We start from the raw sequence: 25,171 nt of genomic DNA, 5'->3' as shown, positions 1-25,171 counted from the left end.
TCATCACTTACCAATGCCTGCATCCATAGCAGGCTCTCACCGGAAGTCGGTATCGCCGGCGGTGAGCAGCCAGCGGTTGGCAACGGCATCGGGGCTGGGACCGGGGGACCAGGCGTTGCAGGGGATGAGGACGTCGATGTCGATCTGCTTGGGGCGGCTGTGGAAGTGGCGGGCATGTGCCTGGCTGAGCCACATGGTGAGCAGGGGGGTGTCCTGCTGGCGGGCGATCTGGGCGGCGGCTTGGGCACAGGCGTCCCAGTCCTGGGGGGCGGCGACCAGGTCGAGCAGTTCCATGCTGCTGGCGTGGCGCCGTAGTACGACCAGGCCGATGGGCTGGCGGCTGAGGCGATGGCGCAGCAGCCAGAGTTGGTAGTCCACTGTGGGGTGGTTGAGATAGCGCTGCTGCAGGCGGGCGGCGTCGCGCAGGCCCAGGATGTCGTGTGGCAGGGCGGTGTGCATGGCCTGCCAGAGTTGGGCCAGCTCGCGGCTGTGCGCTTGCAGCTGTTGCAGGCGCTCGGCTTGCTGCGACCAGGGGAGGGGGGCGACCTGGGCGGTGAGCCAGTGCAGTTCGATGACTTCGCCGGTGGGCTGGTACAGGCCCAGCCGTTGGGCGACCTGCATGGCGCGGCGGTTGGGGAAGCCGAAGCCGTGCAGATAGGGGCGGCCGTGGCCGATGTAGCGGTCGAGGAAGGTGGAGGCGACTTCGAAGAAGGGGCCTTTGCGGCTGAGCGAGCTGCGATCCTGCTGTCTGACCATGACGTCGCCTATCTGTACGGCCAGGCAGGGTTTGCCGGCGTCTAGCACGGGGCGCGGCATGGCGCCGTAGTGGGCGGTCAGGTGGCCGTCGGCCTGCCATAGGCCCATGGCTAGGCCACGTCCTTCGCCATACTTCCAGTGCCAGAGGTCGGGGGGCATGGCGCTGCCGAAGGCGACGCTGAACAGGTCGTTCATGGCGCTTGCGTCGGCTTCGGTGAGGAGGCGCAGGGTGGCGGCGTCGGTCATGGCGGGGTCAGGCGGCTTGGGCCGGGCTGGGGCGGATGAATTCCAGGTAGCGGTACTGGTATTCGCCCTGGGCGTAGTGGCGCTGGTAGCGCTGGTTGGCGGTCTGCAGGTGATCGAGCATGGCGTCGTCGATGGGCAGGGTGGCCAGGAGCTGAGGGCGCAGCTGGGCGACGGTGCGTTGCAGGTAGCTGACGGTGTGGGCGGCGGCGGTGGAGTGATCGTGGTTCTTGATTAGGCTGTAGCCGTGCGCTGCTGCGGTGTCGAGGAAGGTGGTGAGGGCGTGCAGGCCGGCGATGTGGGTATCGCGGGCGAACTCATCGAGCACCAGGACCCGGCCCTGGGGGGCGAGCAGGCGGTCTATCTGTTGCCAGAGCTCGGCGGTGGGGATGTATTGGCTGGATTCCTGGAACAGGATGAGGTCGTACTGTTCGTCGGTCTGGTATTGCTCGAAGGTGGAGTGCACGACCTGGGTGCCGGGGCAGCGCTCGGCTGCGATGCGTACCTGGGCGGGATCGGGCGTGAGGCCGGTGACCTGGTAGCCGGCGTGGACCAGCTTGCCCAGGGTGGTGCTGAGGCCGATGCCGACTTCGAGCAGCCTGAGGGGGGCGGGGGGGAGTTGCTGGAACAGCCAGGCGGTGGAGCGTGCCTGGGCGGCGGTGACGGGTTCGTCGGCGGTTTCGAACAGGCCGTAGTGCAGTGAGTCGATATGGCCGGTCTGCAGTTGCAGGAGTTCGGCATAGACATTGAGCGGGAACGGGAACTGGCGGGCTTCGAGGGTCAGTGGGGTGAGGGTTTGCATGGTGGGATGGCGGCGTCTGGGCCGGTTCAGTGTAGGGGATGCGGACAGGCCCTGGCGGGTGTCCCGGTGGGCGTGGCGGCGGCAATATAGGGGCGGTTCATCGGGTGTTTTCGCCAACCTGCCAGCTGTGGGGCAGGCTGACGACGCCGATTTCCAGGCCTTTTTGATAAACCCGGAGGCTGACGGCGGCTTCTACCGTATCGTAGGGTTGGATGGCGTTCTCATCAAGCAGCCAGACATCGACCAGGTAGTGGCCCTTGAGCAGGGGCAGGGTGGGGTAGGTGAGTTGTACTTCGCCCTGGCCTTGGGGGTTGAGCCTGAGGTTGATGTTGTCGTTGTGGGTGCCGCTGGAGCAGACGATGCGGCGGTCTTCGGTAAGTATGCCGATGGCGACGGAGGGGGTGGGTAGGCCGGGGGCGCATTCGAAGCGGATGCGCAGGGTGAGGTCGGTGACGCCGGTGGTGGCTTCGATCTCGGATACGGCTTCGCCGTCGTGGGCGATGGCTTTGACGTCGAGGATGCGGCAGGGGGTGTCGGTGTTGTCGCGGACGGAGGCGGTGGGTTCGGTGGCCTGGGTGGGTTGGAACGGGGTGTCGTTCTGTTCGGCGGCCTCCTGGCTGCGCAGGAAGCCGGTATAGGCGGTGACGACGCTGGCGGGGTCGCCAGCGGCCATGACCTTGCCTTTCTCCAGCCAGACGACCTTGTTGCAGAGGGCTTCGACCTGGTACATGGAGTGGGAGCAGAACAGGATGGTGGTACCGGCGGCCTTGAGCTGCATGATGCGCTCGAAGGACTTGCGGGCGAACATGCCGTCGCCGACCGACAGGGCTTCGTCGATGATCAGTATCTGGGGGTCGACGTGGATGGCGACAGAGAAGGCGAGCCGGACGTACATGCCGCTGGAGTAGGTCTTGACCGGGCGGTCGATGAAGTCGCCTATGCCGGAGAAGGCGACGATCTCGTCGAAGCGGGCCAGGGTTTCTTCTTGCGACAGGCCGAGGATGGCGGCGTTGAGCAGGACGTTTTCGCGGCCGCTGAAGTCGGGGTTGAAGCCGGCACCCAGCTCCAGCAGGGCGGCGACGCGGCCACGCACCACGCAGCTGCCGGTGGAGGGGGTGACGGTGCCGGACACCAGTTGCAGCAGGGTGGATTTGCCGGCGCCATTGCGTCCGACCAGGCCGATGACGTCGCCTTGGGCGATGTCGAGGTTGATGTTGTCGAGCGCGACAAAGGGTGGGGCGCTGCGGTAGAAGCGACCCAGCAGCAGTTTGCGCAGGCGGTCTGCGGGGTTGGCGTGGAGGTCGTAGTGCTTGCTGACCTGGCTGAGTGTGATGGCGGGGGCTTGCATGGGGTGGGCCATGTCAGCGCCTCATCCAGCCGGTGATGGACCAGCGCGGTTGTTGTGCGGGCAGGACTTCGTGCCAGTAGCGCTCAGACAGGAACAGGACCAGTCGGCCTGCCTGGGGGGCGATGTCGATGTAGTGGTCGGCCTGGTCGGGGTCGTGCCATAGCCTGAGCTGGCCGCCGTCGTGGGTCTGCCAGTCGCTGTTGAGGTAGCAGACCACCGATACCACGCGGGCATCGTTGTCGCGGAAGCGGTCGAGGTGGCGCTTGTAGAAGCTGCCTACGGGGTAGTGGGCGTAGTGGAATTCACCTTCGCGTATGCCCAGGAACAGTTCACGGTTGAGGCCGCCTTGCAGGGCGTTGATGCGCTGCCAGTAAGCGTGTTCGGGGTCGGAGGGCTGCTGGGGGTCCAGCCAGCGGACGTCGTCGCCACGGATTTCGTCGCGCTGGGAGCGGGCATCGGCGCGGCCTACGGCGGCGCGGTGGAATTCGCCCTGCTGTTGGCGGCGTTGGCCTTCGACCCGCAAGGCGGTGGCTTGATCCTGGCTGAGGAAGTCGTCGTAGACCACCCAGCCGGTATGGGCCAGCGCGTCGATCAGCGCGGGCAGTTGTGCTTCAAAATCATTCATGCGGTGAAATTGCGTATCCAGATGGGGGCGAGCGCGGTGTGGCTGAGAGTGCTTTGCAGCGCTGCCGTGAGTTTGGGGCATTCCTGCTGGAACCAGTCGCGACCGGGGCGCCAGTGGCTCATGGTGGCGGCCAGGAGATCGAGGACGGTGAGCTGCTGGGTGAACAGGAAGGGGGTGTCGCCCAGTTGGCGTTCTAGCGTGCGCCAGTAGTCTTCCAGGCGGGCGCGGGCGAAGGCTTTAAGGGAGCCTTGTTCGGCTTCGCCGGCAATCCAGCGTTCGGGGAAGTCGCCGATGCCGATGGCGGCGTAGGCGTTGGCGGTGAGGTAGACCAGCCAGCGCAGTACAGTGGCCCTGGCGGTGGCATCGGTGGGCAGCAGGTGGCTGGCGGGATATTGCTCTGACAGCCAGATCAGGATGGCGACGCTCTCGGTGAGGACGGTGCCATCCGGGGTGAGCAGGGTGGGCACCTGGGCCAGCGGGTTGAGCCGGCGCAGCTCGTCGACGGCGGGGCCGCCGCTCCATGGTTCGGCCTCGATGTACTGGTAGGGGGCGCCGACCAGGGTGAGGGCGGCTTCAATGGCGGCGGAGCCGCAGCCTTTGCAACCATAGAGGGTGTACATGCTCAATCCTTTTCGAAGCGGACCAGGGCGAGGCTGCCCAGCAGGTTGGGCAGGAAGGTGATGCGGCGGCCTTGGTGCATGACGATCTGGCTGGTGATGCGGGCGCCATGCGAGACCAGCAGGGCGTCGAAGTCATTCAGCGTGCAAAGGTGGATGTTGGGGGTGTTGTACCACTGGTAGGGTATGGTCTCGGACACGGGCATACGGCCCAGGGCCAGTTGCCAGCGGTTTTCCCAGTAGCCGAAGTTGGGGAAGGTGACGATGCCGGTGCGGCCTACCCGCAGCATTTCGTCGATGATGGCTTCGACATGGCGCATGGACTGGATGGTCAGCGATAGCACGACGTAGTCGAAGCTGCTGGCTTCGAAGCCGGCGAGGCCGGATTCGAGGTCGCGCTGGATGACGTTGACACCTCGGCCGACGGCGCCGATGACGCTGTCCATGTCGATTTCTATGCCGTAGCCGCTGACCTGCTTGTGGTCGCGCAGGTGGGCCAGCAGTTCGCCATCGCCGCAACCGAGGTCGAGTACGCGGCTTTCGGGGGCGATCCAGCCGGCGATGCGGGCCAGGTCGGGACGTAGTTCGCTCATGCGCCCACCTCTTCGGCGACGCGTTTGAGGTAGGCATCCATCAGGCGCATATAGGGTTCATCTGTCATCAGGAAGGCGTCGTGGCCGTGGACCGATTCGATTTCGGCGTAGACCACGGGTTTCTTGGCGTCGAGCAGGGCTTTGACCGTCTCCTTGGAGCGTTCGGGCGAGAAGCGCCAGTCGGTGGTGAAGGCGACGATCAGGTATTTGGCGGGTGAGGCGGCCAGGGCGGCGGGCAGGCTGCCGCCGTAGTGGCGGGCCGGGTCGAAGTAGTCGAGCGCCTTGGTCATCAGCAGGTAGGAGTTGGCGTCGAATACGTCGGCAAAGCGGTCGCCCTGGTAGCGCAGGTAGCTTTCGATCTCGAATTCGGTGCCGTAGCCGAACTGGTAGCCTTCGGCCAGCAGTTGGCGGCCGAATTTTCCGCCCAGGCCTTCGTCGGACAGATAGGTGATGTGCCCCAGCATGCGGGCGAGCTTGAGGCCGCGCTTGGGCCAGACGCCATGCTGGTAGTAGTCGCCGCCGTGGAATTCGGGATCGGTGAGGATGGCGTTGCGGGCGACGTCGTTGAAGGCGATGTTCTGGGCGGTGAGCTTGGGGGCGGAGGCGATGCTGAGGCAGTGCCTTACCCGGTGTGGGAAGGTGACGGTCCAGCGCAGTGCCTGCATGCCGCCCAGGCTGCCGCCGATGACGGCGGCCCAGCGTTCGATGCCGAGGCGGTCGGCCAGGCGGGCCTGGGCATGTACCCAGTCGTTGACCACCACTACCGGGAAGGCGGAGCCCCAGGGCTGGCCGGTGGCGGGGTTGATGCTGCTGGGGCCGGTGGAGCCGTGGCAGCCGCCCAGGTTGTTGACTCCCACCACGAAGAAGCGGTTGGTATCGATGGGTTTGCCGGGGCCTATCATGGTGTCCCACCAGCCGGGGTATTTGTCGTCGGGCTGGTAGCGGCCGGCTACGTGATGGCTGCCGGACAGCGCGTGGCAGATCAGGATGGCGTTGGAGCGCTCGGCGTTCAGCGTGCCATAGGTTTCGTACATCAGCTGATAGCGAGGAATGACGGCGCCGCCCTGGAGTACGAGCGGTTCATCGAATTCGGCGCATTGTGCGCTGACGATGCCTACGGAGTGGGGGTCTGGGGTCATTGCCGGAGCGGGGCTGGAATGGATGGGAGAGTGTAATGGATGCGGCAGGTGTGGCCTAGGGTGTGTGCGCTGGGTGCCGATGCCCGGCTGGGTGTGGATCAGGGGGCATCGCTGCGCTGTTGCCGGTACAGGTTGGCATAGACGCCGTTTTGCTGCAGCAGTTCATCGTGGCTGCCGACTTCGGCGATGCGTCCGCCCTGCATGGCGACGATGCGGTCGGCTTTTTCTATGGTGCTGAGGCGGTGGGCGATGACCAGGGTGGTGCGGCCCTGCATGAGGACGTCGAGGGCGGCCTGTACCTGGCGTTCGGATTCGGTATCGAGTGCGCTGGTGGCTTCGTCCAGTATCAGGATGGGGGCGTTCTTGTAGAGGGCGCGGGCGATGGCGAGACGCTGGCGCTGACCGCCGGAAAGGCGGGTGCCGTTCTCGCCTATCTGGGTTTCGTAGCCCTTGGGCATGGCGCTGATGAAGTCGTGGGCGTAGGCGGCGCGGGCGGCGGCTTCGATGCGGGGCTGGTCTAGCTGTTCTGCGCCATAGGCGATGTTGGCGGCGATGCTGTCGTTGAACAGGATGACATCCTGGCTGACCAGGGCGATCTGTCGGCGCAGGCTGGCCAGTGTGTAGTCGCGCAGGTCGTGTCCGTCCAGCAGGACGGCGCCTTCGATGGGGTCGTAGAAGCGGGGTAGCAGGGTGGCGATGGTGGTCTTGCCGCCGCCGGAGCCGCCGACCAGGGCGATCACTTCGCCGGGGGCGATGTCGAGGTCGACGCCGTTGAGTGCCCAGGCGGCTTCGTCGCTGTAGCGGAAGCGTACCTGCTGGAAGCGGATGGCGCCTTGGGTGTGGGTCAGCTCCTGCTTGCCGTTATCGGGCTCGATGGGCTGGTCTATCAGGCCGAACGCGGTCTGGGCGGCGGCGAGGCCGCGCTGCAGCTGTTCGTTCATCTTGGTGAGGTTCTTGATAGGTTGCTGCAGTTGCAGCATCCACACCATGAAGGCGATGAAGTCGCCGGCGCTGAGAACATGGGCCTGGCTGCGCAGGCTGGCGAAATAGATGATGGTGGCCAGCACGATGGCGACGATGAGCATCACCACGCCGGAGTTGAGCGCTGAGCTGCTGTCCAGCTTGACCATGGCTTGGCGCACCTGCTTGGCGGCGTCGTCGAACCGGGCTTCTTCGTAGCGCTGGCCACCGAAGACCTTGACGATGCGCTGGCCGCCCAGGGCTTCGTCGAGGATGCGGGTCAGCTCGCCCATGGTGCTTTGGTTGAGCAGGCTGAGACGACGGAGGCGGCGTCCCATGACGGTGACGCAGATGGCGATGGCGGGGATGACGGCAAAGCAGAACAGGGTGAGCTGCCAGTCTATCAGCAGTAGCGAGCCCAGCAGGAAGACCACGGTGAGGCTGTCCTTGAACAGGACGGTGAGTACTTGGGTATTGGCCTGGGTGATGATGCTGACGTCGTAGGTGACGCGTGACAGCAGCACGCCGGCGGATTCGCGGTCGAAGGCGGCGACGGGCAGCCGCATCAGCCGGTTGAACATGAGTTTGCGTACATCGTGCTGCACCCGCGAGGCCAGCCAGGAGGCGGCGTAGGCGTTGACGTAGGTGGCGATGAAGCGGATGAGGCCGACGATGACCAGGGCGACCGGCACGCCCCACAGCGGCCAGGCGGCGGTGAGGTTGTCGGGCAGCAGCTTGCCCAGGGCGGGCATGGCGCCGCCCTGCTGGCCGAAGTTGTGGTCGATCAGCGGCTGCATCAGCCAGCCGAAGCTGGCTTCGGTGGCGGCGACCAGGGCGAGCGATACCATGGAGGCGAGCAGGGGCCATTTATAGGCCAGGGTATGGCGCAGTATGCGTAGGTAGAGTTGGCGGCTGCTGGGCGGCACGGGGAGATCGCTGAAGGGGGGAAGGCGGCATTGTAACGCAGGGGGCGGTGCCGCCGGCCATGCGGGTGGGGTCAGAACATGCCGCGGCGGTAGCCTGACAGGATGCGTTGCCAGAATTGGGCTCGGCGCTCCGGGTCTTCGACCGGCTGCAGCCAGACCAGTTTGTCTTCTTCGGTGCTGTCGGTGGAGGGCTCGATGGTATTGGAGAGGCCGTGGCGCAGGGTGAGCTGGCGGCTGACATCGCGGTTGAGGGTGTAGTTGATCCAGGCGCTGGCCAGCGGGTTGTCGCGGCCGCCCATCATTACAGCCCAGCAGTCCAGCCAGGCCAGTGCGCCTTCGCTGGGGATGATGTAGCCGACGTCCTGGCCGCTGGCGCGCAGGGCCTTGATCTGCTGGCCGCCGTAGTTGCCGAAGGCCAGGGCGACGGGCTTGGTGCGGAACAGTTTCACTACGTCTTCGGGTGAGCTGTATAGCAGCGGGCGGTTTGCGCGCAGGGCGATCAGTTGCTTGACGGTTTTGTTGAAGTTGGCGTCGGACAGCTGGAAGGGATTGCTGATGCCGGCCAACAGGGCGGCCATGCTGAAGTTGTGGCTGCTGCCTTCGTAGAGCAGGATGCGGCCGCGATAGCGGGGCTCCCAGAGCGCTGCCATGGAGGTGGGGGTGGTCTTGACCAGCTTGCGGTTGTAGATCAGGCCCATTTCGGCGTAGGTGTAGGGCACGGCATAGAGCTTGCCGTCGCGCTGCAGGGCGGGCAGGGTGGCGGGATCGCGGAAACGCTTGAGCTGGTGGCGGGTGTTGGGGATGCCGTCGGGCTTGATGGGCACGACCAGGCCGCGATTGACCAGGCGCTGCAGTTCGGCGAGGTTGACGGCCAGTACGTCGAAGGATTCACCGCCTTGGGCGCTGGCGCGTTCCCAGAGGTCGTCGTCGGTGGTGACGAAGGTGACTTCGACCCGGGCATCGTGTTGCCGTTCGAAGGCTTGCACCAGATCGGGATCGGCGTAGCCGGGCCAGGCCAGGACACGCAGGGTGCCCCCGGCCTGGGCGGTAAGGCTGGCCAGAAGGAGACACAGGCAGAGGCGTAGTGCGTTAGGGCGCATGGCTCGTTGAGGGCAGAGGTGTTCTAGCAGCTTGGCAACTGCAAGCCCGCTTGTCCAGTAAGCTGCTTCGGATTGTTGTTGGCGGGGCTGGGACACTACACAAAGCGTGCTGGGGGACTATAGTGGGAGTAGCCCGGTTGAGGGCGTGATGCTGGGGCGGGATGTGATCAATTACCCAGCAATATACTGAAAAATTGCTTAAAATTATTACCTTGCTGGATATTCTGGGAGCAGGAGCCATGCAACTTTCATTGGTTGACGCCGTACTTTCCAATCGCCTGAGCCAAGCGGGTTTGCAGGCTTTGCCAACGGCTGGTGCTGGCGGCACGGCCAGTTCGGGCGATGTCTATGCGCCGGACCCCAGCAAGCTGGTGGAGTTGTCGGGCTATGGCCAGTTGCTGTCGGCCGCCTCCCGCTTCAACGATACCCTGGCGGCCGGTGCAGGTAGCTTCAGCGGTACCCGCGATGCCAACAGCACCAGCAGCAGTGTGGCTACGGCCAGCTATGATGCGTCTGCCGCCGCTGCAGCGTATAGCCTGAACGTGACTGAGCTGGCCAAGGGCCGTAGCGTGGCGAGCGCTTACTTCGCGTCATCGTCTGAGGGCGTGGTCAGCGTGGGCAGCTTTACCATTCAGACCGGCACGGTGGATGGGGTGGGGGCGTTTACGGCGGATAGCAGCGAGGCCAAGACGGTGACGGTGACCGATGGTTCGCTGGCCGGCCTGGCGACGGCCATCAATCAGAGCGGTGCGGGGGTGACTGCTGCGGTCGAGAATGATGCCTATGGCTACCGCCTGAAGATTACCGGGAACCAGATTGGCGCGGGTAACAGCTTTCAGCTGCAGACCAATACCTCGGACCCTTTCGTCAACTACACCGCCAATTTCAACATACTGAATTTTGCCCAGACCCAGGCGGCGACCAATGCCAGCTATACGGTCAACGGCGGTAGCGTGCAGACCAGCACGACCAATAATGTGCCGGTGGGTACCGGGATCAATGCCACCTTGAAGGCGGTGGGAACGACTACCCTGGCCACCGTGGATGCCACGACCCTGGCGCAGAATCTGACCAGTGCCTACAACGCCCTGCAAGGCAGCATCAAGCAGGCTACCGGTACGGGTGGGGCTGTGAATACCAATGCCGGTACGGCCAACCAGTTGGCGACCGATTTGCGCAGCCAGGCCACGGCTACCTATGTCAATGCGCCGTCCAGCCTGACCAGCCTGAGCCAGTTGGGGTTCAGCCTGAGCAATGGCGATGCCACCAGCCCCCTGGCGCTGAATACCACGACGCTGCAGGCGGCGCTCAATAGCGATACCAGCGGGACGCTGTCCTTGCTGGCGCAGGCGGTTTCGGCCCTGAAGGGGACCAGCGCGGGTTATACCGATGCGGCCAATACCAATCCGGCCAATGGTTTGCTGGCGCAGCAGCTGAGCCTGCTGGATAGCATCAAGACGGGTATTACCACGGCGAATCCTGGCTTGAGCGGCTTGTCATCCAATGTGGTGGATAACCTGGTGCGGCGCGAGATAGGTGCGGGCGCCGCTGCGCTGGGGCTCTCGGGTATCTCGATCTATGCGTGATTGGCGCCAACCCATACAGCCCGGCATGTTTGTGCCGGGCTTTTTTGTGCGCGTCGTGGCCAGTATGGCGCTGGCGGCGCTGGCGTTGGCCGCCAAGGCGGAAGAGCCAACGACCTTACGGGTGGCGGGGGCGGTTTGGTGCCCCTACAACTGCATGATCGACAACAACCCCGAGCGGCGCGGTTTTATGTTCGACATGTTGTATGCCATCGCTGCCAAGCAGGGTTTTGCGGTGGAGTATGTGGAACAACCCTGGCGTCGGGCCATCATCACTACCCGCGCTGGCCAGCAGGCCGCGCTGGCGGGGACGCTGAAGACGGATACGCCGGATTTTGTTTTTGGCAAGCAGGCGTTTGGCCATAGCCGTAGCTGCTTTGTAACGCGCAGCGTGTCGAACTGGCAGTATCGGGGTGAACGCAGCCTCAAACGCTTGCGGCTGGCGGTGAACAAGGACCAGACCTTTGGCGACCCGGTGGACAAGGCGGTCAACGACCCGCTGAACCGGCTGTATATCTTTTTTGGTACCGGCAGCGATTACTTTCCGCGCCAGATGGAGGCCGTGGCCCGTGGTCAGGTGGAGGCCACGCTGGAGGATGAGTATGTGATCCGGGACTGGCTCAAGCAGTCGGCCCGGCAGTCGGAGTTTCGGCTGGCTGGCTGCCTTGATAGTGGTGAGGTGTATATCTCGGTGCCGCCAGGCAACCCCCAGGCCAAGCAGTGGGTCGCCATGTTCGACAGTGGGGTGCAGGCCCTGCGGCAATCGGGTGAGCTGGCGCGCATATTGGCCAAGTATGGTTTGGAGGATTGGCGGCGTTGAGCGCCTGTGCTGAGTTCAGACGGTTGGTTGTAGAAGACGGACTGAGCGGACGCCTGGGTAATCTTGGTGCGGGTAGTCAGCGCAGCCTGAGCCCGTAGACTCGCTCTTGATTGGTTCTACCCCAAGCCTGGCCTTGCTGGCGATCGTCGTTGTTTTAAATAGCCGTCTTTTCTTGGAGCCTGTTCACAAATTTCTCACCCAGCGTTCCGGGCAGTGCCGGATGGCGGCCAAGCCTGGGCCAGCAGGGCGGGGAGCCAGGTGCCGGATGGACCTAGCAGGGTGTGTTGGGCCAGATCCTGATGGGCGGTGGCCTCGGTATTGATGAGGGCGATGGTTGCACCCTTGCGCTGTGCCAGTTGGGGCAGGCTGGCGGCGGGCATGACCAGGCCCGAGGTGCCGATGATCAGGAACAGGTCGCAATCTGCTGCGGCTTGCTCGGCAGCGCGGTAGATGGCCGTAGGCAGCTGCTCGCCAAACCAGACGACGTTGGGGCGCAGGCTGCCGCCGCAGAGCAGGCAGCGTGGTGGGGTGTCGTCGTCAGGGCCGGCGTGGCCCGGTCTGCGGCAGGCAAAGCAGATGTTCTCGCGCAGATTGCCGTGCAGGGCCAGTACGCAGGTGCTGCCGGACTGTTGGTGCAGATCATCGACGTTCTGGGTAATCACCGTCACCTGTGGGACATATTGCTCCAGTGCGGCGATGGCGTGGTGGCCGGCATTGGGTTGGGCCTGGGCCAATAGTTGCCGACGCCATTGGTACCAGCGCCAGACCAGCAGCTTGTCTTGCCGGTAGGCTTCGGCGGTGGCTAGGTCCTCGGCACGGAACTGGCTCCAGAGCCCGGTCTGGGCGTCGCGGAATGTGGGTACGCCGCTTTCTGCCGATATGCCGGCGCCGCTGAATACCACCACATGCCGGGCCTGGCGCAAGGCTTGCAGCAAGATCTCGGGGATGGTGTGGGCGGCGCTGGTCATGGCGCTTAGTTGAACTGGCTGAGGCGATTGCCGTGGGGGCTGCGTTGCACTTGGTAAATGTCGCCAAAGGCGGTTTCGGCGATGACCACAGGCTGGGTGATGCCTGCCAGCTTGATCAGCTCGGGCACTGTGTTGCTATGGCCGACGATGACGACATGCTTGCCGCAGTAGTCCTGCGCCAGTCGCTGTAATAGCTGGGCCGGTTGATCGGGGTTGTAGAGGATGACATCCAGCTGCCTGGCCTTGGCCAAGGGCGTGGCGGTGGCGCGGGTGCGCTGATAATCGGTGCTGAATACGGCGGCGATGGACTGCTGGCTGAATTTATCTACCAGGGCCTGGGCTCGTGCCTCGCCCTGGGCCGACAGGGCAGGATCGCTGCCGCCCTGGGCAGATTTTTCGGCGTGGCGCATCAGGTAGAGCGTGCCGCTATCGCATGCCTGGGCGGTTAGCGAGAGACTGCACAGCAGGGCGAGGGCGTAGAGCCAGATTGAACGCATGACGGAGCCGGTACGGGAAATGGGAAAGCGCGATGGTGCTGTGGAAGGGGCAGGCTTGACCAGTGTGTTGCAGCAGCATGATGGGGCATCGCTCTTGGGCTGCACCGCAAAGCCGGGTTAGCGGCTGGCGCAGGGGCGCGCGGGCTTGGACGCTGCATAGGCCGCCGCAGCCAGGACAGCGCCCGGCCGGAATAGCGGCCGGGACGGGTGAGTGGTCGCTACCAGAGTTCCTTGGCCACGCTGGCCTTGTCGCGCAGGTCTTCTATCTTCCTGCGGACATCGCGCCGGCGCACCATTTCCTTGAGGTAGCCCTCGGCGCTGACCAGGGGTAGCGTCATCATGGCGGCGAGGGAGTCGTTGGCTGGAGCCTTGGGACTGGCGGGTTTTTTCGGCATGGTGTTGTGCATCCATTCGATAAGGTGGCGCGCTGTCACCGCACTGCTTTTCTAACACGTTCTGCAGGGGGCTACCAGCCTGCCAGGCTGGCAATATGGGCAATCGGGCCGGCGTGGGCGAGGAGCGGGCTGGTGTTGTGGATGGACGGCGTGCTGGCTGGCTGGCGGCATGGAGGGTGACTGCCTTGCCTGGCATGGCCTCTGGCGTTTTATGCGGGGGCAAGGGCGGGGTTTGGATACCTGGGCGGCGCGGCGCCGGGCAGGTGCCGGCTGTTGCTGGGATTGCCCTAAAGATGCGGCTGGCTAGCCACAGTGGCGCGTGCGGCTGAAATGACCGATTGTCGGAAACTATGCCGTTGTCACTTCCGTTATCCCTCAAATGGGGGATAATGAAGCCTTCCTCCTCCTCTGGCCGCCGATGTTTGGCGGCCGTTTTTTTTTGCCTTGCGGGGGAGTGGGCTAAGGGATGCTACGGTAGCTGCCGTCGCTGAGGCATTTTGCGCCAGGGCTGCCGCAAATGGCAGCCGCGCGGCTTGGCAGTATTCCCCTTTTTGTTCAGGACCTATTCCACCTAGGTAGGTGCGAAGGGGCTGGTTGCCTTGTATGCCCAGCATGCCTCCCCTGATTGAAGCCACCCCCACACATCCCTCGTCGCCGCGCCGGAAGTCTACGCTGCACGATACGGGGCTGGGGCAGACTGATGGCTGCCATCATCTGTATGGGCAGCAATACACTACGATTCAATGGCATAGCGGACTATTGGAAGGCCGGCGGTCTGTTGCCATGGTCGCCATCGCGTTCGTTGATCTGATGCTTGCAGTGCTTTCTGATCTGGGCGGCGACTGATGGATTTCTGCCTATAGTGGCATATGGAGCAGCGTCGATTGTTGGAGGGGCGAGAAGCCTTCATGCCTCATGAGCAGGCGTTGCTCGACAAATTTCGTCTTGAGGGCAGGGTAAACCGCAGCATACATGCCAAGCGGATAATGGCATGCTAATGGGATAAGCGGCTTGCGCGGACATCGTCTTGCGGCCGTTTTTTTATTTGGATTGTTAGACGGAATAGCCATGATGACTCGAAGCCTTATCTCTTATCTTGTAATTGCGGCCCTGTCGCTGACGGCCCAGGCCGACCTGGTGGATGACATCCGCGCCCGTGGCCAGTTGGTAGTGGGTACCAATGCCGATGCACCGCCGTTCGGTTTTCATAACCGCGACAAGACCATCTCTGGCTACGACGTGGATATGGCTGCGCTGGTCGCCAAGAAGCTGGGGGTGAAGTTTGTGGTGCAGAACCTGGACCCGGCACAGCGGATAGAGCTGCTGCGCGGCAAGAAGGTGGACCTGATTGCCGCCATGTTGACCAAGACGGTGGAGCGGGAGCGGCAGGTGGATTTCTCTTATGGCTATTTTGTGACCGGCCAGAAGGTGTTGGCGCGCAAGGGCCGTTTTGCCGACCTGAAAGCGCTGGAGACGGGCAGCATAGGCGTGGCGCGGGGGACGACCTCGGAAGCGCAGTTCAAGCAGCTGTTCCCCAAGGCTACCTTGGTCTCCATGGATGACACCAATGCCGCTGTGGGTTTTTTGCAGGGCGGCAAGATTGATGGCGTAACCGCCGACGAGCCGGCCCTGGCGGGCTTGCAGGCCAAGCTGCCGAATCGCCAGCAGTACGAGATATCGGTGTTCTCGCTCTCCACCGAGGCTTATGGCATGGCGGTGCGCAAGGGCGAGCCGCGCATGCTCAAGCTGGTGAACGAGGCCCTGATCGAGGCCGAGCAAAGCGGCGAGGCCGCCCGTATCTTCCAGCGCTGGTTCGGGCCGGAGACTTCGGTGCCGCTGGCGCGCTTCTTCAAGATAGGCGGCGCCTGACAGGGCGTTGGCCAGATGTGTAGAGCCCGGCGTAGTTGTGCCGGGCTTTTTGTTTTGGTGCAGCTGAGCAAGCTCTTTTGGCGTGGATGTGCGAGCGTGCCTTTGACCATTGCCGCTGTGCGCTGGCCGAGTCATTGTATGCTGTACTTGGCCAATATCGTCTGCCACGCTGGGTCAGCCTTGCTTGCCAGCAAGACTTCATCAAGCGCAGCGACCATTTTGTCTTCGTGCCTGGCGGCCAGGATATGGCGGCTGAAGCTGATGTGGGGGCGAGCGGAAACATATAAGCGGTTCTGCAGCCCGTGCTGGTTGACCAGGTAGCGGTAGATGGTCTGAGGGGTGATGGTGACATCGCAGCGTCTCGCTGCCACTTTGTGCAGGTTGGCTAGCTCCGAGGCGACATCTTCCCTTTGTATGTCCTTGCCAAACCGGTCATCCAGATCCACATATCGATGGCCCAAAACCCCGGCGAACAGTTTTCCCTTCAATGAATCCGGGCCTGTGTATTCGACCTTTCGTGCGGGGTGGGACAGTACGGCGTTCGCATCTTCCATCAGGGGGATGGACCATCTATAGCGGGTCTTGTTGATATCGCCAACAAAGCGCGGACTCATGAATAGTACGATGCCTTTGAAGTCTGGCTGATGGATGACCGTGGTGTTCAGCCTTTCGCGCGGCATGGTCTGGAGCGCAAACTGGTAGCGGCCTTTGAGCTTGCTATTCAGATAGGTGACAACATCGGCGGCTAAACCACCTTTGTCCAGCACAAACGGTTGCGATAAGTAGGTGTTGTAGGCATTCAGTACTTCTTCTGCCATGGCAGGTGCGGCCAGTATCAGCAACAGGCAATGACGGAACGTAACCATGCTGCCTCCTCGTGACCTCGGGATTTGCGGCCATGTCGTTGACGGCCGCTTGCGTATGGGTGAGGCACTTACGCATGAAGTATAGTTAGCGGGCGGCAGAGTGGCATTACTGTGTGGTGGCGGCGCGTGTTCGAGGCGCTGTCTCGGTGGTGGTGCGGTATCTGGCGTGGCTGGTTAGCGCGGTGGTGGGGCGCCCTACACGCTGAAGCTTAGGCTGGGGCAAAGCAGTTGCGAATAACTAGTTCCTGATGACGGGAAATGTCGTCGCAAGACGTTGCGCATACTTGCAAGTCTCTCGTTTGCTCACTATTTGTAAGTGTCCCGTGCTGGAAGACTTCGCCGTTTACTATCCCTGCAGTGACTTTGCGGACCTCTAGTTCATAAAGCTCCTGCAAGCAGACCCACGTGTCTTTGGGTAAGCAACAACTGCCTCGGGGCAAAAAATACGCGGGGAACCGGTTTGCTGATTGGCACCCCGCATCATTTCTATACCAGTGCCCTTGCGATGTGGTTTTGGCGGCAATTAGAGTGCTCTCCGTTGATCCTAGTACGATGAGGTACTTGCCCTTGGAGCTGCCGTCGGCGAATAGAAAGTTCCTATGGAATAGGATGTGTCCAGCTTGCATGAGCTAAGTTGGTTTGAAAGTTTCAATGAATTCATTGCGCTCGCTGATAGTCGAGCTCATTGCGTCGACTTCTTGGCCTCGAATCGCATACTGGTAAGGGATTTCCTTCTGTTTGCGATTTTCCGTTACGTAAACTTTATGCCAAGGCTGATTCTCTAGATGCGTTTCCTCTACCATGGCCTCTGCTAGGGAATCACGAAACTCAGTGGCTAGCTTTTCCAAGAGTCGCAGCTCTCGCTTGGTGAAGTGTGAGGCATCGAAAGTAGCAAGGGGCTCCACGGCCAGCATTGACCCTGCACGGGTTTGCCGTTCTTGAAATGCGACTTTGCCCTGCCAGTCGGCTTCGGGGGCGCTGAGCTCATCAAATAGTGATTTGGGAACAGGCCCTTTGGGCCAAGCAAAATAATGAAGCCCGGTTACGGAGCGCCCGGTATCCCTGAAATGCTCAAAATCCAGGAAATAGAGGAGCTTAAAGAGCTTCGTTTTCCCTAGATTGCGCGTGTTGCTGGCGAAGTATAGTACCGCCTGTACTAGCTTCTCGCGGTGGTGATTGATTAGCATAGCCACTCCATCCTGCTGTGATGATAGCAGTCTCAGATGCTTGAGTCAGTCTTGGATGTCCGACGACTCATCTTAAGGCGTGGGCTCTCGTTCGTTGGTACCTGTCTGTGAGTGCTGCTGCCTGGAGTACGACTGAGCGATGTAGATGCGACAAAGCCCGGTACTTGCGTACCGGGCTTTGTGTTTACTGCTGGTGCCCATGGGCAGATTCGAACTGCCGACCTCTCCCTTACCAAGGGAGTGCTCTACCCCTGAGCTACATGGGCTTCCAATCTGGATGTGATGGGCACCGGGCGGTGCGTATCAAGCCTTGGAGGACAAACGGCCTTCAGTGTTGAAGGCCGTCTGGGGTGTTTGGTGGCCAGTCGCGGAATCGAACCACGGACACGCGGATTTTCAATCCGCTGCTCTACCAACTGAGCTAACTGGCCTGCGTTGAGAGGCCGCATTAAACAGGAAAGCCGGCAGGGCGTCAAGCGTCTGCGTGCAAAGTTTTTATGGGGCGACACTCAGGGCAGCTTGGGTTGGCCGGGTTTGGCGGGCTTTTTGTCTTTTGCTTCAGCGGCTTGTGGTTGAGCTGTGCCGCTGCGGCGGGACAGCAGCTGCAGCAGTTGATTGAGCTCTTGTGGGGGGCGTTGGTAGACCTCGCGCAGGTTGCCGCCGGCGGGGTCCAGCGTCTGGCCTACCTTCAAGACCATATCGCGGGCCTGGGGCGGGGGCATGCTGACCACCAGGGTGCTGGCGCTGAGGTTGTGGTTGGCGATGCTGGCACCGGCGATGTCGCGGCCCTGGTAGCGAGTGCCGTTGATCCAGAGGACGGGGGGCTGGTTGTTCTGCTGGACGATGCCGTCCAGCCTGACGGTGCGGGAGGCGTCGGCGCTGTCCTGTATGCCGACCCGGATGCGGTCTAGCTCCATGCGCTCGGCGGGGCTGAAGAACAGGCGGCCCAGGCCGTCACCGGGCTGGGCAGCATGGGCGGGCGGCAGGCAGGTGCAGAGGGCGAGGAGGGTGGCGGGCAGTTTCATTGCGGGATGGCCTCTGCAGGGGGCGTGTCCAGGGTGATGATGTCGCCCTCGCAGGTCATGAGCAGCAGGAAGGGGCGGGCGGAGCCGGTGCCGTCGCTGCGCTTGAGCGCGCATTGGCGGACGATGGCGGCGCCTTGCACGGTGCGCAGCCTGTCCAGCATGCGCAGGGCATCGACCTCGTGCAGCAGCTTGGTATCGAGGGTGAGCTTGCTGGCGTAGAACTGCAGGTTTTCCAGCATAGCGGTGTCGGGTGGATCTTCCAGCGGGCGCCGTGGTTCGATTTGCAGGCTCAGGTCGGCGGGGTTGCCGGCACGGCTCAGGGCGGTGTAGTACTCGACCCAGGGCAGGCGCTGCTCCGGGCTGATGACGGCGCGTTGCTGCAGGCTGGTGTAGGCGGCCCGGTAGGTGGCAATGTCCTGGCTGTCTGCCACAGCGGCAGCGGCGCGGGTTTCGGCTTCGACGGCAACGGCTTCGCTTTGCATCTGCTGTTGCTGGGCGGCCTGCCGCAGCAACCAGGCGCCGCCCACCACCAGGCCACAGAAGGCCAGTGACAGGCCGGTGTAGATCAGCGGCAGGCGGATGCGGCGCAGGTCTCGGGTCTGCCAGCTCATGATGTAGCCTCGGCAGGCGTGGGCGGGGTAAGCGGGATGACAAACTTGAGGCTGAAGGGGGCACCCAGCGTTTGCTCGGCGCTGTCACCACCCAGCTTGATACTGGCTTCGGGGCGGATATCGATAGGCAGGGTGATTTTTTCGACGACTACGTCGGGGCGCAGGACGAAGGCGGACGCGATCTGGTCTACCAGGGCCAGGGCCTCGCGGTAGCGGTCTTCGTAGCCCAGCAGCCTGGCTTTGATGGCGACGATGACATAGCGCTTGCCGGGTGGTGGGGCGAGAGGCATGCCGTTGGCGTCGACAGCGTTGGGGTCGGCGGCTTGCACGGCGGCGGGTGTCTGGCCGGGTGTGGCAAAGCCCAGGGGTAGTTCAGCCGGGTTGCTGCCGACCAGCCAGCCCATTTCGTCCAGCTCGGCCATGGGGAAGCGGGCCATGACGGTGGCGACGTCGCGCATGGCGCCTTCCAGGGCGGGCCATTGCTCTACCAGCGTGCGATAGGCGTTGACGGCGTTTTTCATGCCGCTGGGGGTGAGCTCGCCTGGCTTGAGGTTGGGCACATTGGCGGCGAACAGGCGTTCGGCTGCCTGCCGCCGCTGTTCGTTGACCTGGCTTTGCTGCTCCAGCGCGCTGGTCTGGCGGGTGAGCACGGCGCCGGCTGCCAGCGTGCCCAGCAGGATGGCGACGGACAGGTAGCGCAGGGCGCGGCCTATCTGCCAGGCGGTATGGGGTTTGCGCTGATCTGCCGTGGCGTACTGGTTGCCGGGGTGTTTGCTGGCGACGAAGCGTAGCCAGAAGGGTTCGGCCGTGGCCTGCTCGGGCGCGACGGTGATGCCCAGGGCATGGGCGACCTGGTGGACCGGCATGAAGTGATAGTGCAGCAGTTCGGTATCGGGGCAGGCGGCGCGCAGGGCGCCTTGCTCGGTGGTGCTGCACAGCATGACCACCTGCAGGGCTTCGGTACGGTCTACGGCCCGCAGGCTGGCCAGGAACTGGCGGGCGCGGGCGGCTTCGGCGGCCAGCTGGTTGGCGAGGGCTTCGTGGTCGTCGCCTTCCAGCACGGTGAGGCGGGAGAAACGCAGCCCGCCCTCAGCCAGGTAGCTTTGGCGCAGGCCGCTACCTGCCTGGCGGCTGACCACCAGGGCGCGCGGGGGGATGTGCGTTACCTTGCGCAGGTGGCGGGCGGTAAGGAGGGCGATGGAGTAGACGCCGACCAGCTGGGCGTCGCGCTTGACCAGGGGCTGCAGCCACATGTCCAGCGGCAGCCGGTTGGTCAGGGCGGCGAACAGCACTCTGTCGTCGCGCCGGCCGTCTGGCTCGCGGCCTTGCAGAGTGGCGCTGCGGTAGTGTGATTCCCGGTAGAGCTGGTCCAGCCGGCGGCGCATGACCATGGCGCGGTCCCGCGCGTTGACGTGGGGTACGGTCTCGATCCGGTAGTCTTCTTCCTGCAGGTCGAGCACCACATGCCACTGCGCCTTGGGCTGGCTGGCGACCAGCAACTCGAACTCGGCTACGCCGCCGGGGTGGGCTTCGAAACGGACGGCTTCGGCCAGGTGGGCGGCATCGCCTTGCCACAGCGTGAGGCCGGTGTCGGTGACGAACAGGTAATAGCGCGTAATGGCCATCAGGTTTTGATCTTGGTCAGCAGGTCGTAAATGGGGCCGAGTACGGACAGCATGACCGAGCCCAGGATAAAGCCCAGCAGCACGGTCATGGCGGGTTCGATCAGGGCTTGCACCTTCTCTATCGATTCCTTGACGTCGCGGTTGTAGAAGTAGCTGACGTTCTGCAGCGATTTATCCAGCGCGCCCGTGCTTTCGCCCACCCGCAGCATGCGTATGACCAGCGGCGGGAAGAGCCTTACCCGCTCGAAGCTGGCGGCCACGCCCTGGCCTTCGCCTATCTGGGCGCGCACATCCTTGAGGCCTTGTTCGACGACCTTGTTGCCAACGACGCCCTCCAGGATCTTGAGGCTGTCGAGGATGGCGATGCCGGCGTCGTACATCAGGGCGAAGTAGTTGGCAAAGCGGGCCAGCATGATTTTCTCCAGCACGGCGCCGATAAAGGGCAGCTTGAGCTTGAGCTTGTCGACCTTGAACTGGTAGCGCGGGTCGCTGACCTTCCACAGGGCCCAGGCGGCTACCGTGCCCACTACGGCCAGCACGATCACCCACCACTGGTGCACCATGAAGTCGGAGATGGCGATCAGCAGCCGGGTGTTCCAGGGCAGTTCCTGCTGCATGCTCTGGATGAACTTGACCAACTGCGGCACCAGCCAGGTCATCAGGAAGATCACCACGCCACCGACCACGCTGCCGACAAACAGGGGGTACATCAGCAGTTTCTTGGTCTGGGCGGCCAGTTCGTCCTGCCACTTGATGGTGTCCACCAGGTTTTTCAGTACGTCGGGCAGCCTGCCGGTGGCTTCGCCGGCCTGTATCAGGTTGACGAAGACGGGGGCGAAGACGGCCGGGTGGTTGGCCATGGCCTGCGACATCTGCAGGCCGCCCTCGATGTCTTCGATGATGTTGGCGATCACGTCGCGAAAACGCGGATGCTCCAGGGTGTCGCGCAGGTCGGTCAGGCCTTCCAGCAGGGGCACGCCGGCGCGTGTCATCTGCTCCATATGGAAGCAGAAGGTGATCAGCTCCTTGCGCCCGACCTTTTTGCTGGTGAACAGGCTGGGTCGGTCGGACAGTGCCTGCTCCTGGATGAGGAACAGGCCCAGCTTGACCAGCCGGGCCTCGAGGTCGACCACATTGCTGGCCTCCAGCTTGCCGCGGACGGTGAGTCCTTCCTGGTCGATGGCGCGGTACTTGAAGAGCACGGCGGGCCTCTCAGATGCGATCGGTGAGGTCGACCACGCGGGAGATCTCGTCCAGCGAGGTCACCCCCTCGGCCACCCGCCGGATGGCGTCATCTGCCAGCGGCCGGAATCCCTTGGCCAGTGCGGCCAGGCGCAGTTCGCGGGCGGTGGCGCGACGGGCGATCATCTCGTCCAGCTCGGCATCGAGCTTGAGGATTTCCAGCACCGAGATGCGGCCTTTGTAGCCCTGGTTGTTGCAATGCTCGCAGCCCTCGGCGCGGTACAGGGTGAGCGGGGCGCTGCTGTCCAGCCCCAGTATCATCCGCTCGAAGGCATCGGGCTCGTAGGGGCTGCGGCAGCGCAGGCAGAGCTTGCGTACCAGCCGCTGGGCCACGATGCCGATGATGTTGCCGGCCATGATGTCGGGCTGTACGCCAATATCCAGCAGCCGGGGAATGGCGCCGATGGCGGAGTTGCTGTGCAGGGTGGAATACACCTGGTGGCCGGTCATGGCGGCGCGCAGACCCATCTCGGCGGTGTCCCGGTCGCGGATTTCGCCGACCAGGATGATGTCCGGATCCTGCCGCATCATGGAGCGGATGCCGGAGGCGAAGTCTATCTTGTCGGTGACGCTGGTCTGCCGGATCATGGGCAGCGGGTATTCCACCGGGTCTTCCAGGGTCATGATGTTGACCCCTTCCTCGTTGATATGGCTGAGGATGGAGTACAGCGTGGTGGTCTTGCCGGAGCCGGTGGGGCCGGTGACCAAGATGATGCCCTCGGGCCGGGCGATCATCAGCTTGAGCAGGTTGAGGTTGTCCTCGGGCAGGCCCAGCTGATCCAGCGGTACCAGGCCTTTCTGTTTGTCCAGTATGCGCAGCACCACGTTTTCGCCATAGACGGTGGGCTGGGCGGCGACCCGGAAATCCAACTGGCGGCCTGAGATGGTCAGCGAGATGCGGCCGTCCTGCGGTGCGCGGGTCTCGGCGATGTTCATATGGCTCATGACCTTGAGCCGGACCACCATGGCAGGCCAGTAGGTCTTGTGCAGCGAGCGTATCTGCCGCAGCACGCCGTCGATGCGGTAGCGGATGCGGACGAATTGCGGCTCGGGCTCGAAGTGGACATCGGAGGCGCCCTGGTGGACGGCGTCGGCCAGCAGGGCGTCGATCAGCCGCACTACTGGCTGGCTGTATTCGGCATCGGCGTTGGACAGGCTGGCGTAGTCGATCTGGCCGGTTTCGATTTCGTGCAGGATGCCGTCTATGGACAGCTCGAAGCCGTAGTACTGATCGATGGCACGGATGATGTCGGCTTCCGCCGCCAGCATGGCTTCGATCTCGTAGGCATTGCGCAGCAGTGCCCGCACCTGATCCTGTGCCACCAGGTTGTTGGGGTTGGCCATGGCCACGGTCAGCTTGCGCGTCTCGGGGTCCAGCGACATGGGCAGCATCAGGTTGCGCTTGGCCACGTCCTTGGGTATCAGGCTGATGGCACTGGCTGTCGGGATGATGGTGGCGAGGTCGACTGAGTCCTGGCCCAGGTTCTCGGACAGGGCTTCGCGCAGGGTGGCGTCGGAGACGAAACCCAGCCTGACCAGTTCCTTGCCCAGTGGGGTGCCGGTCTTTTTCTGTTCGGTGAGGGCGATGCGCAGCTGGTCGGGGCTGATCACACCCTTGTGAACCAGCAGCTCTCCCAGCGGCAGTTTCTTGCGCATCTCGGCCACTAGTTCGCCCCCAGCGTCTGCAGGCGTTGCTGCACCACATCCGGGTTGAAGCTGCCTGGCTTGCTGCCGCGCAGCTTGAGGGCGGTGCCGTAGTACTGGCTGGCCAGCCTGGCCTCGCCCAGTGCATCCAGGGCGACAGCCAGGTTGTAGGCGTAGTCGGGCTCGGCCGGGGCGGCGGCATGGGCCTTGAAGTAATACTCCTGTGCCTCGCGCCAGCGGCCCTGCCGGGCCAGCAGGCCTGCCAGGGCGGTGGCGGTTTCGGGGCCGGGCTGGCTGGCTTCGGCGGCCTTGAGCCGGCCCTCGTTGCCATCGGCGTCAGCATCGGTGCTGAGGCTCAGCAGGGCGGTGGCGGCCAGGGCGTCCTTGGGGTCGTTGGCCAGCAGTCGGCGATACAGATTGCGTGCCTCATCGAGCTGGTTGCGTTTGACGGCCACGGCGGCGAGGCCCAGCAGGGCATCGCGGTTGCGGCTGTCCTGCTGCAACTGGGCGCGGTACAGCTCGGCGGCGCGGCCGTAATCGCCTTGCTGAAAGGCCTCGAAGCCCTGCGCCACGTTGCGGGCGATACTGGGGGGCGGGTTGTCGCGGACAAAGCGGACATCGGGTGCGGCGAGGCCGGCGGGCAGCTCGACCACCTGGGCACGGTCGCCAGGCTTGGGGCTGACTGGCAAGCTGGTCTGGGCTGCGACCTGGGCTGGTGTGGCTTGGCCGATGCTTGCTGATGCGACGGGCAGTGGCTGCAGCGGGCTTGGGGGCAGCACCGACTGAGGGCCGCTGCTGGGCGCGGCGGGTGCCGGTATCTGGGTGGTTGCACCGGCCTCGGCTTCCGCAGCATCGGTGCCGGGAGGGGGGCTCGGCTCGCCTGCAGCCGGTGTGGCGGCGGGGTCTGTCAGTTCTGCCGGTGCGGGCTGGACGGCCGCGCCGGGGTTGAAACTGCCGACCTCGCGGGTTTGCCACCATAGCCAGCCACCTGCTGCCAGCAGGCCGAGTACACCCACGCCGGCAATCAGGGCCAGCCGCTGGCCTGGTGAAGGGCCGCTGCGCTGGGTTTTCTGCTTGCTGTCGAATAACTGCCGTGCGGCTTCGGGCGAGAGCTGGGCGGGCGGGGCCTCGCTGCGCGCAGTGGGGGGCATCAGCGGTGCGGGGGCTGCCAGCACGGGTTCGCTTGGTCTGGCGGGTTCGGTGGGCGGCGGGCTTGCCGGTATGGCTGCGGGGGCGGCGGCAGGCTCTGCCTTGGGCTGCGCGACAGAGGCAGCTTCCACGGCTGTCGGCTTGTCCGGCGTTACATCGTGGTTGCCTGCGTGCTCGGGATCCAGTGCCAGCAAATGGCTGGCAGGGTGAGCGGCTGGTGGGACGTCGACCGGCTCGGCGGGCGGCTGTGGCAGGAGTTCGAAGCGAAGTTCGGGTAGGTCGGGCTTGGCCGGGGTGGCGATGGGTACCGGTTCCGGTACCGGCTCCAGTACTGGTTCCGGGTTGGCCGGTGCCTCGGGCGAGGCCGTGGCGGTTTCCTCGACGACATCCTCCAGGCTGAGGCTGGGGTAGTCGGGTGTGACGGCCTCTACCGGCGCGGGCAGATCCGGCGCCGGGGCGGCCCTGGTCTCGGCCCCGCTCTCGGTGCTGGCCGGCAGGGGGCTTGCGGTGGCCCCCTCTTGCTTACGGCGCTTGGCCGCCTCTGCTTTCTTCAGCGCGTCGAGCAATAAACTCATGCGGCC

Annotated in this window: 23 protein-coding genes and 2 tRNA genes; 3 read left to right on the top strand and 22 right to left on the bottom strand. The window is 63.9% G+C overall.

The features are described from left to right. Positions 1-36: 36 nt before the first annotated feature. The 9 genes from QWZ03_RS14855 to QWZ03_RS14815 form a co-directional block, all read right to left on the bottom strand. Complete coding sequence (locus tag QWZ03_RS14855; protein ID WP_290333434.1) at positions 37-1,002, bottom strand: GNAT family N-acetyltransferase; 966 nt, start codon at positions 1,000-1,002, stop codon at positions 37-39. A 7-nt stretch (positions 1,003-1,009) separates the two neighbouring features. After that, the gene (locus QWZ03_RS14850) at positions 1,010-1,801 is read right to left on the bottom strand and encodes a class I SAM-dependent methyltransferase (RefSeq protein ID WP_290333433.1); all 792 of its coding nucleotides are present in this window, start codon (positions 1,799-1,801) and stop codon (positions 1,010-1,012) included. Positions 1,802-1,898: 97 nt separating this feature from the next. Beyond that, a complete protein-coding gene (locus QWZ03_RS14845; protein ID WP_290333432.1) occupies positions 1,899-3,161 on the bottom strand; it encodes an ABC transporter ATP-binding protein in 1,263 nt (420 codons plus the stop codon). 1 nt (position 3,162) lies between these two features. Then, entirely contained in the window at positions 3,163-3,774 is a 612-nt protein-coding gene (locus QWZ03_RS14840; protein ID WP_290333431.1) for a 2OG-Fe(II) oxygenase, read from the bottom strand. Then, complete coding sequence (locus QWZ03_RS14835) at positions 3,771-4,394, bottom strand: glutathione S-transferase family protein (RefSeq protein WP_290333430.1); 624 nt, start codon at positions 4,392-4,394, stop codon at positions 3,771-3,773. The genes QWZ03_RS14840 and QWZ03_RS14835 overlap by 4 nt, the downstream gene beginning before the upstream one ends. A gap of 2 nt (positions 4,395-4,396) precedes the next feature. Further along, a complete protein-coding gene (gene metW, locus QWZ03_RS14830; RefSeq protein WP_284195063.1) occupies positions 4,397-4,984 on the bottom strand; it encodes a methionine biosynthesis protein MetW in 588 nt (195 codons plus the stop codon). Then, entirely contained in the window at positions 4,981-6,123 is a 1,143-nt protein-coding gene (gene metX / locus QWZ03_RS14825; protein WP_284195062.1) for a homoserine O-succinyltransferase MetX, read from the bottom strand. Before metX ends, metW begins: the two co-directional genes overlap by 4 nt. Before the next feature lie 98 nt (positions 6,124-6,221). Continuing rightward, complete coding sequence (gene msbA, locus QWZ03_RS14820) at positions 6,222-8,009, bottom strand: lipid A export permease/ATP-binding protein MsbA (protein WP_290333429.1); 1,788 nt, start codon at positions 8,007-8,009, stop codon at positions 6,222-6,224. 71 nt (positions 8,010-8,080) lie between these two features. Further along, positions 8,081-9,109: an extracellular solute-binding protein gene (locus QWZ03_RS14815; RefSeq protein WP_290333428.1), complete on the bottom strand. Its 1,029-nt coding sequence runs from the start codon at positions 9,107-9,109 to the stop codon at positions 8,081-8,083. A gap of 239 nt (positions 9,110-9,348) precedes the next feature. Between QWZ03_RS14815 and QWZ03_RS14810 the strand changes: the two genes are divergently transcribed. Both QWZ03_RS14810 and QWZ03_RS14805 read left to right on the top strand, forming a co-directional pair. Continuing rightward, complete coding sequence (locus QWZ03_RS14810) at positions 9,349-10,695, top strand: flagellar cap protein FliD N-terminal domain-containing protein (protein WP_290333427.1); 1,347 nt, start codon at positions 9,349-9,351, stop codon at positions 10,693-10,695. Next, entirely contained in the window at positions 10,688-11,512 is an 825-nt protein-coding gene (locus tag QWZ03_RS14805) for a substrate-binding periplasmic protein (protein ID WP_290333426.1), read from the top strand. Before QWZ03_RS14810 ends, QWZ03_RS14805 begins: the two co-directional genes overlap by 8 nt. A gap of 194 nt (positions 11,513-11,706) precedes the next feature. Here QWZ03_RS14805 and QWZ03_RS14800 read toward each other — a convergent pair whose 3' ends face one another. From QWZ03_RS14800 to QWZ03_RS14790, 3 genes are all read right to left on the bottom strand, one after another. Next, on the bottom strand, positions 11,707-12,480 hold the full coding sequence (locus tag QWZ03_RS14800) for an SIR2 family NAD-dependent protein deacylase (protein WP_290333425.1): 774 nt from the start codon (positions 12,478-12,480) through the stop codon (positions 11,707-11,709). A gap of 5 nt (positions 12,481-12,485) precedes the next feature. Beyond that, positions 12,486-12,977 carry a phosphoglycerate mutase family protein gene (locus QWZ03_RS14795; protein ID WP_290333424.1) on the bottom strand — a complete coding sequence of 164 codons (492 nt, stop codon included), beginning with the start codon at positions 12,975-12,977 and terminating at the stop codon, positions 12,486-12,488. 218 nt (positions 12,978-13,195) lie between these two features. Continuing rightward, positions 13,196-13,372: a hypothetical protein gene (locus QWZ03_RS14790; protein ID WP_284195055.1), complete on the bottom strand. Its 177-nt coding sequence runs from the start codon at positions 13,370-13,372 to the stop codon at positions 13,196-13,198. 1,068 nt (positions 13,373-14,440) lie between these two features. Between QWZ03_RS14790 and QWZ03_RS14785 the strand changes: the two genes are divergently transcribed. Further along, on the top strand, positions 14,441-15,241 hold the full coding sequence (locus QWZ03_RS14785) for a transporter substrate-binding domain-containing protein (RefSeq protein WP_290333423.1): 801 nt from the start codon (positions 14,441-14,443) through the stop codon (positions 15,239-15,241). Between the two features lie 131 nt (positions 15,242-15,372). Here QWZ03_RS14785 and QWZ03_RS14780 read toward each other — a convergent pair whose 3' ends face one another. From QWZ03_RS14780 to QWZ03_RS14735, 10 genes are all read right to left on the bottom strand, one after another. Then, the gene (locus tag QWZ03_RS14780) at positions 15,373-16,107 is read right to left on the bottom strand and encodes a substrate-binding periplasmic protein (RefSeq protein ID WP_290333421.1); all 735 of its coding nucleotides are present in this window, start codon (positions 16,105-16,107) and stop codon (positions 15,373-15,375) included. A gap of 629 nt (positions 16,108-16,736) precedes the next feature. Further along, positions 16,737-17,294, bottom strand: a complete 558-nt coding sequence (locus QWZ03_RS14775; protein ID WP_290333418.1) for a Panacea domain-containing protein — start codon at positions 17,292-17,294, stop codon at positions 16,737-16,739. A gap of 191 nt (positions 17,295-17,485) precedes the next feature. Beyond that, a tRNA-Thr gene (locus QWZ03_RS14770) sits at positions 17,486-17,560 on the bottom strand. Positions 17,561-17,649: 89 nt separating this feature from the next. Next, positions 17,650-17,725, bottom strand: a tRNA-Phe gene (locus QWZ03_RS14765). A gap of 78 nt (positions 17,726-17,803) precedes the next feature. Next, the gene (locus QWZ03_RS14760) at positions 17,804-18,319 is read right to left on the bottom strand and encodes a hypothetical protein (protein ID WP_290333417.1); all 516 of its coding nucleotides are present in this window, start codon (positions 18,317-18,319) and stop codon (positions 17,804-17,806) included. Next, complete coding sequence (locus QWZ03_RS14755; protein WP_290333416.1) at positions 18,316-18,930, bottom strand: hypothetical protein; 615 nt, start codon at positions 18,928-18,930, stop codon at positions 18,316-18,318. Before QWZ03_RS14755 ends, QWZ03_RS14760 begins: the two co-directional genes overlap by 4 nt. Continuing rightward, positions 18,927-20,555, bottom strand: coding sequence for a hypothetical protein (locus tag QWZ03_RS14750; RefSeq protein WP_290333415.1), 1,629 nt, complete (start codon positions 20,553-20,555; stop codon positions 18,927-18,929). Before QWZ03_RS14750 ends, QWZ03_RS14755 begins: the two co-directional genes overlap by 4 nt. Continuing rightward, the gene (locus QWZ03_RS14745) at positions 20,555-21,757 is read right to left on the bottom strand and encodes a type II secretion system F family protein (protein WP_290333414.1); all 1,203 of its coding nucleotides are present in this window, start codon (positions 21,755-21,757) and stop codon (positions 20,555-20,557) included. The genes QWZ03_RS14750 and QWZ03_RS14745 overlap by 1 nt, the downstream gene beginning before the upstream one ends. 10 nt (positions 21,758-21,767) lie before the next feature. Then, the gene (locus tag QWZ03_RS14740; protein ID WP_290333413.1) at positions 21,768-23,453 is read right to left on the bottom strand and encodes a GspE/PulE family protein; all 1,686 of its coding nucleotides are present in this window, start codon (positions 23,451-23,453) and stop codon (positions 21,768-21,770) included. Positions 23,454-23,461: 8 nt separating this feature from the next. Next, positions 23,462-25,165, bottom strand: coding sequence for a tetratricopeptide repeat protein (locus tag QWZ03_RS14735; protein WP_290333412.1), 1,704 nt, complete (start codon positions 25,163-25,165; stop codon positions 23,462-23,464). Positions 25,166-25,171: the final 6 nt, after the last annotated feature.

Origin of the sequence: Chitinimonas viridis, assembly GCF_030409555.1 — a bacterium.
Classification (GTDB): Bacteria; Pseudomonadota; Gammaproteobacteria; order Burkholderiales; family Chitinimonadaceae; genus Chitinimonas; species Chitinimonas viridis.
Note: the sequence above shows the minus strand (reverse complement) of the source record. Positions and strands in the feature narration are given on the sequence as shown.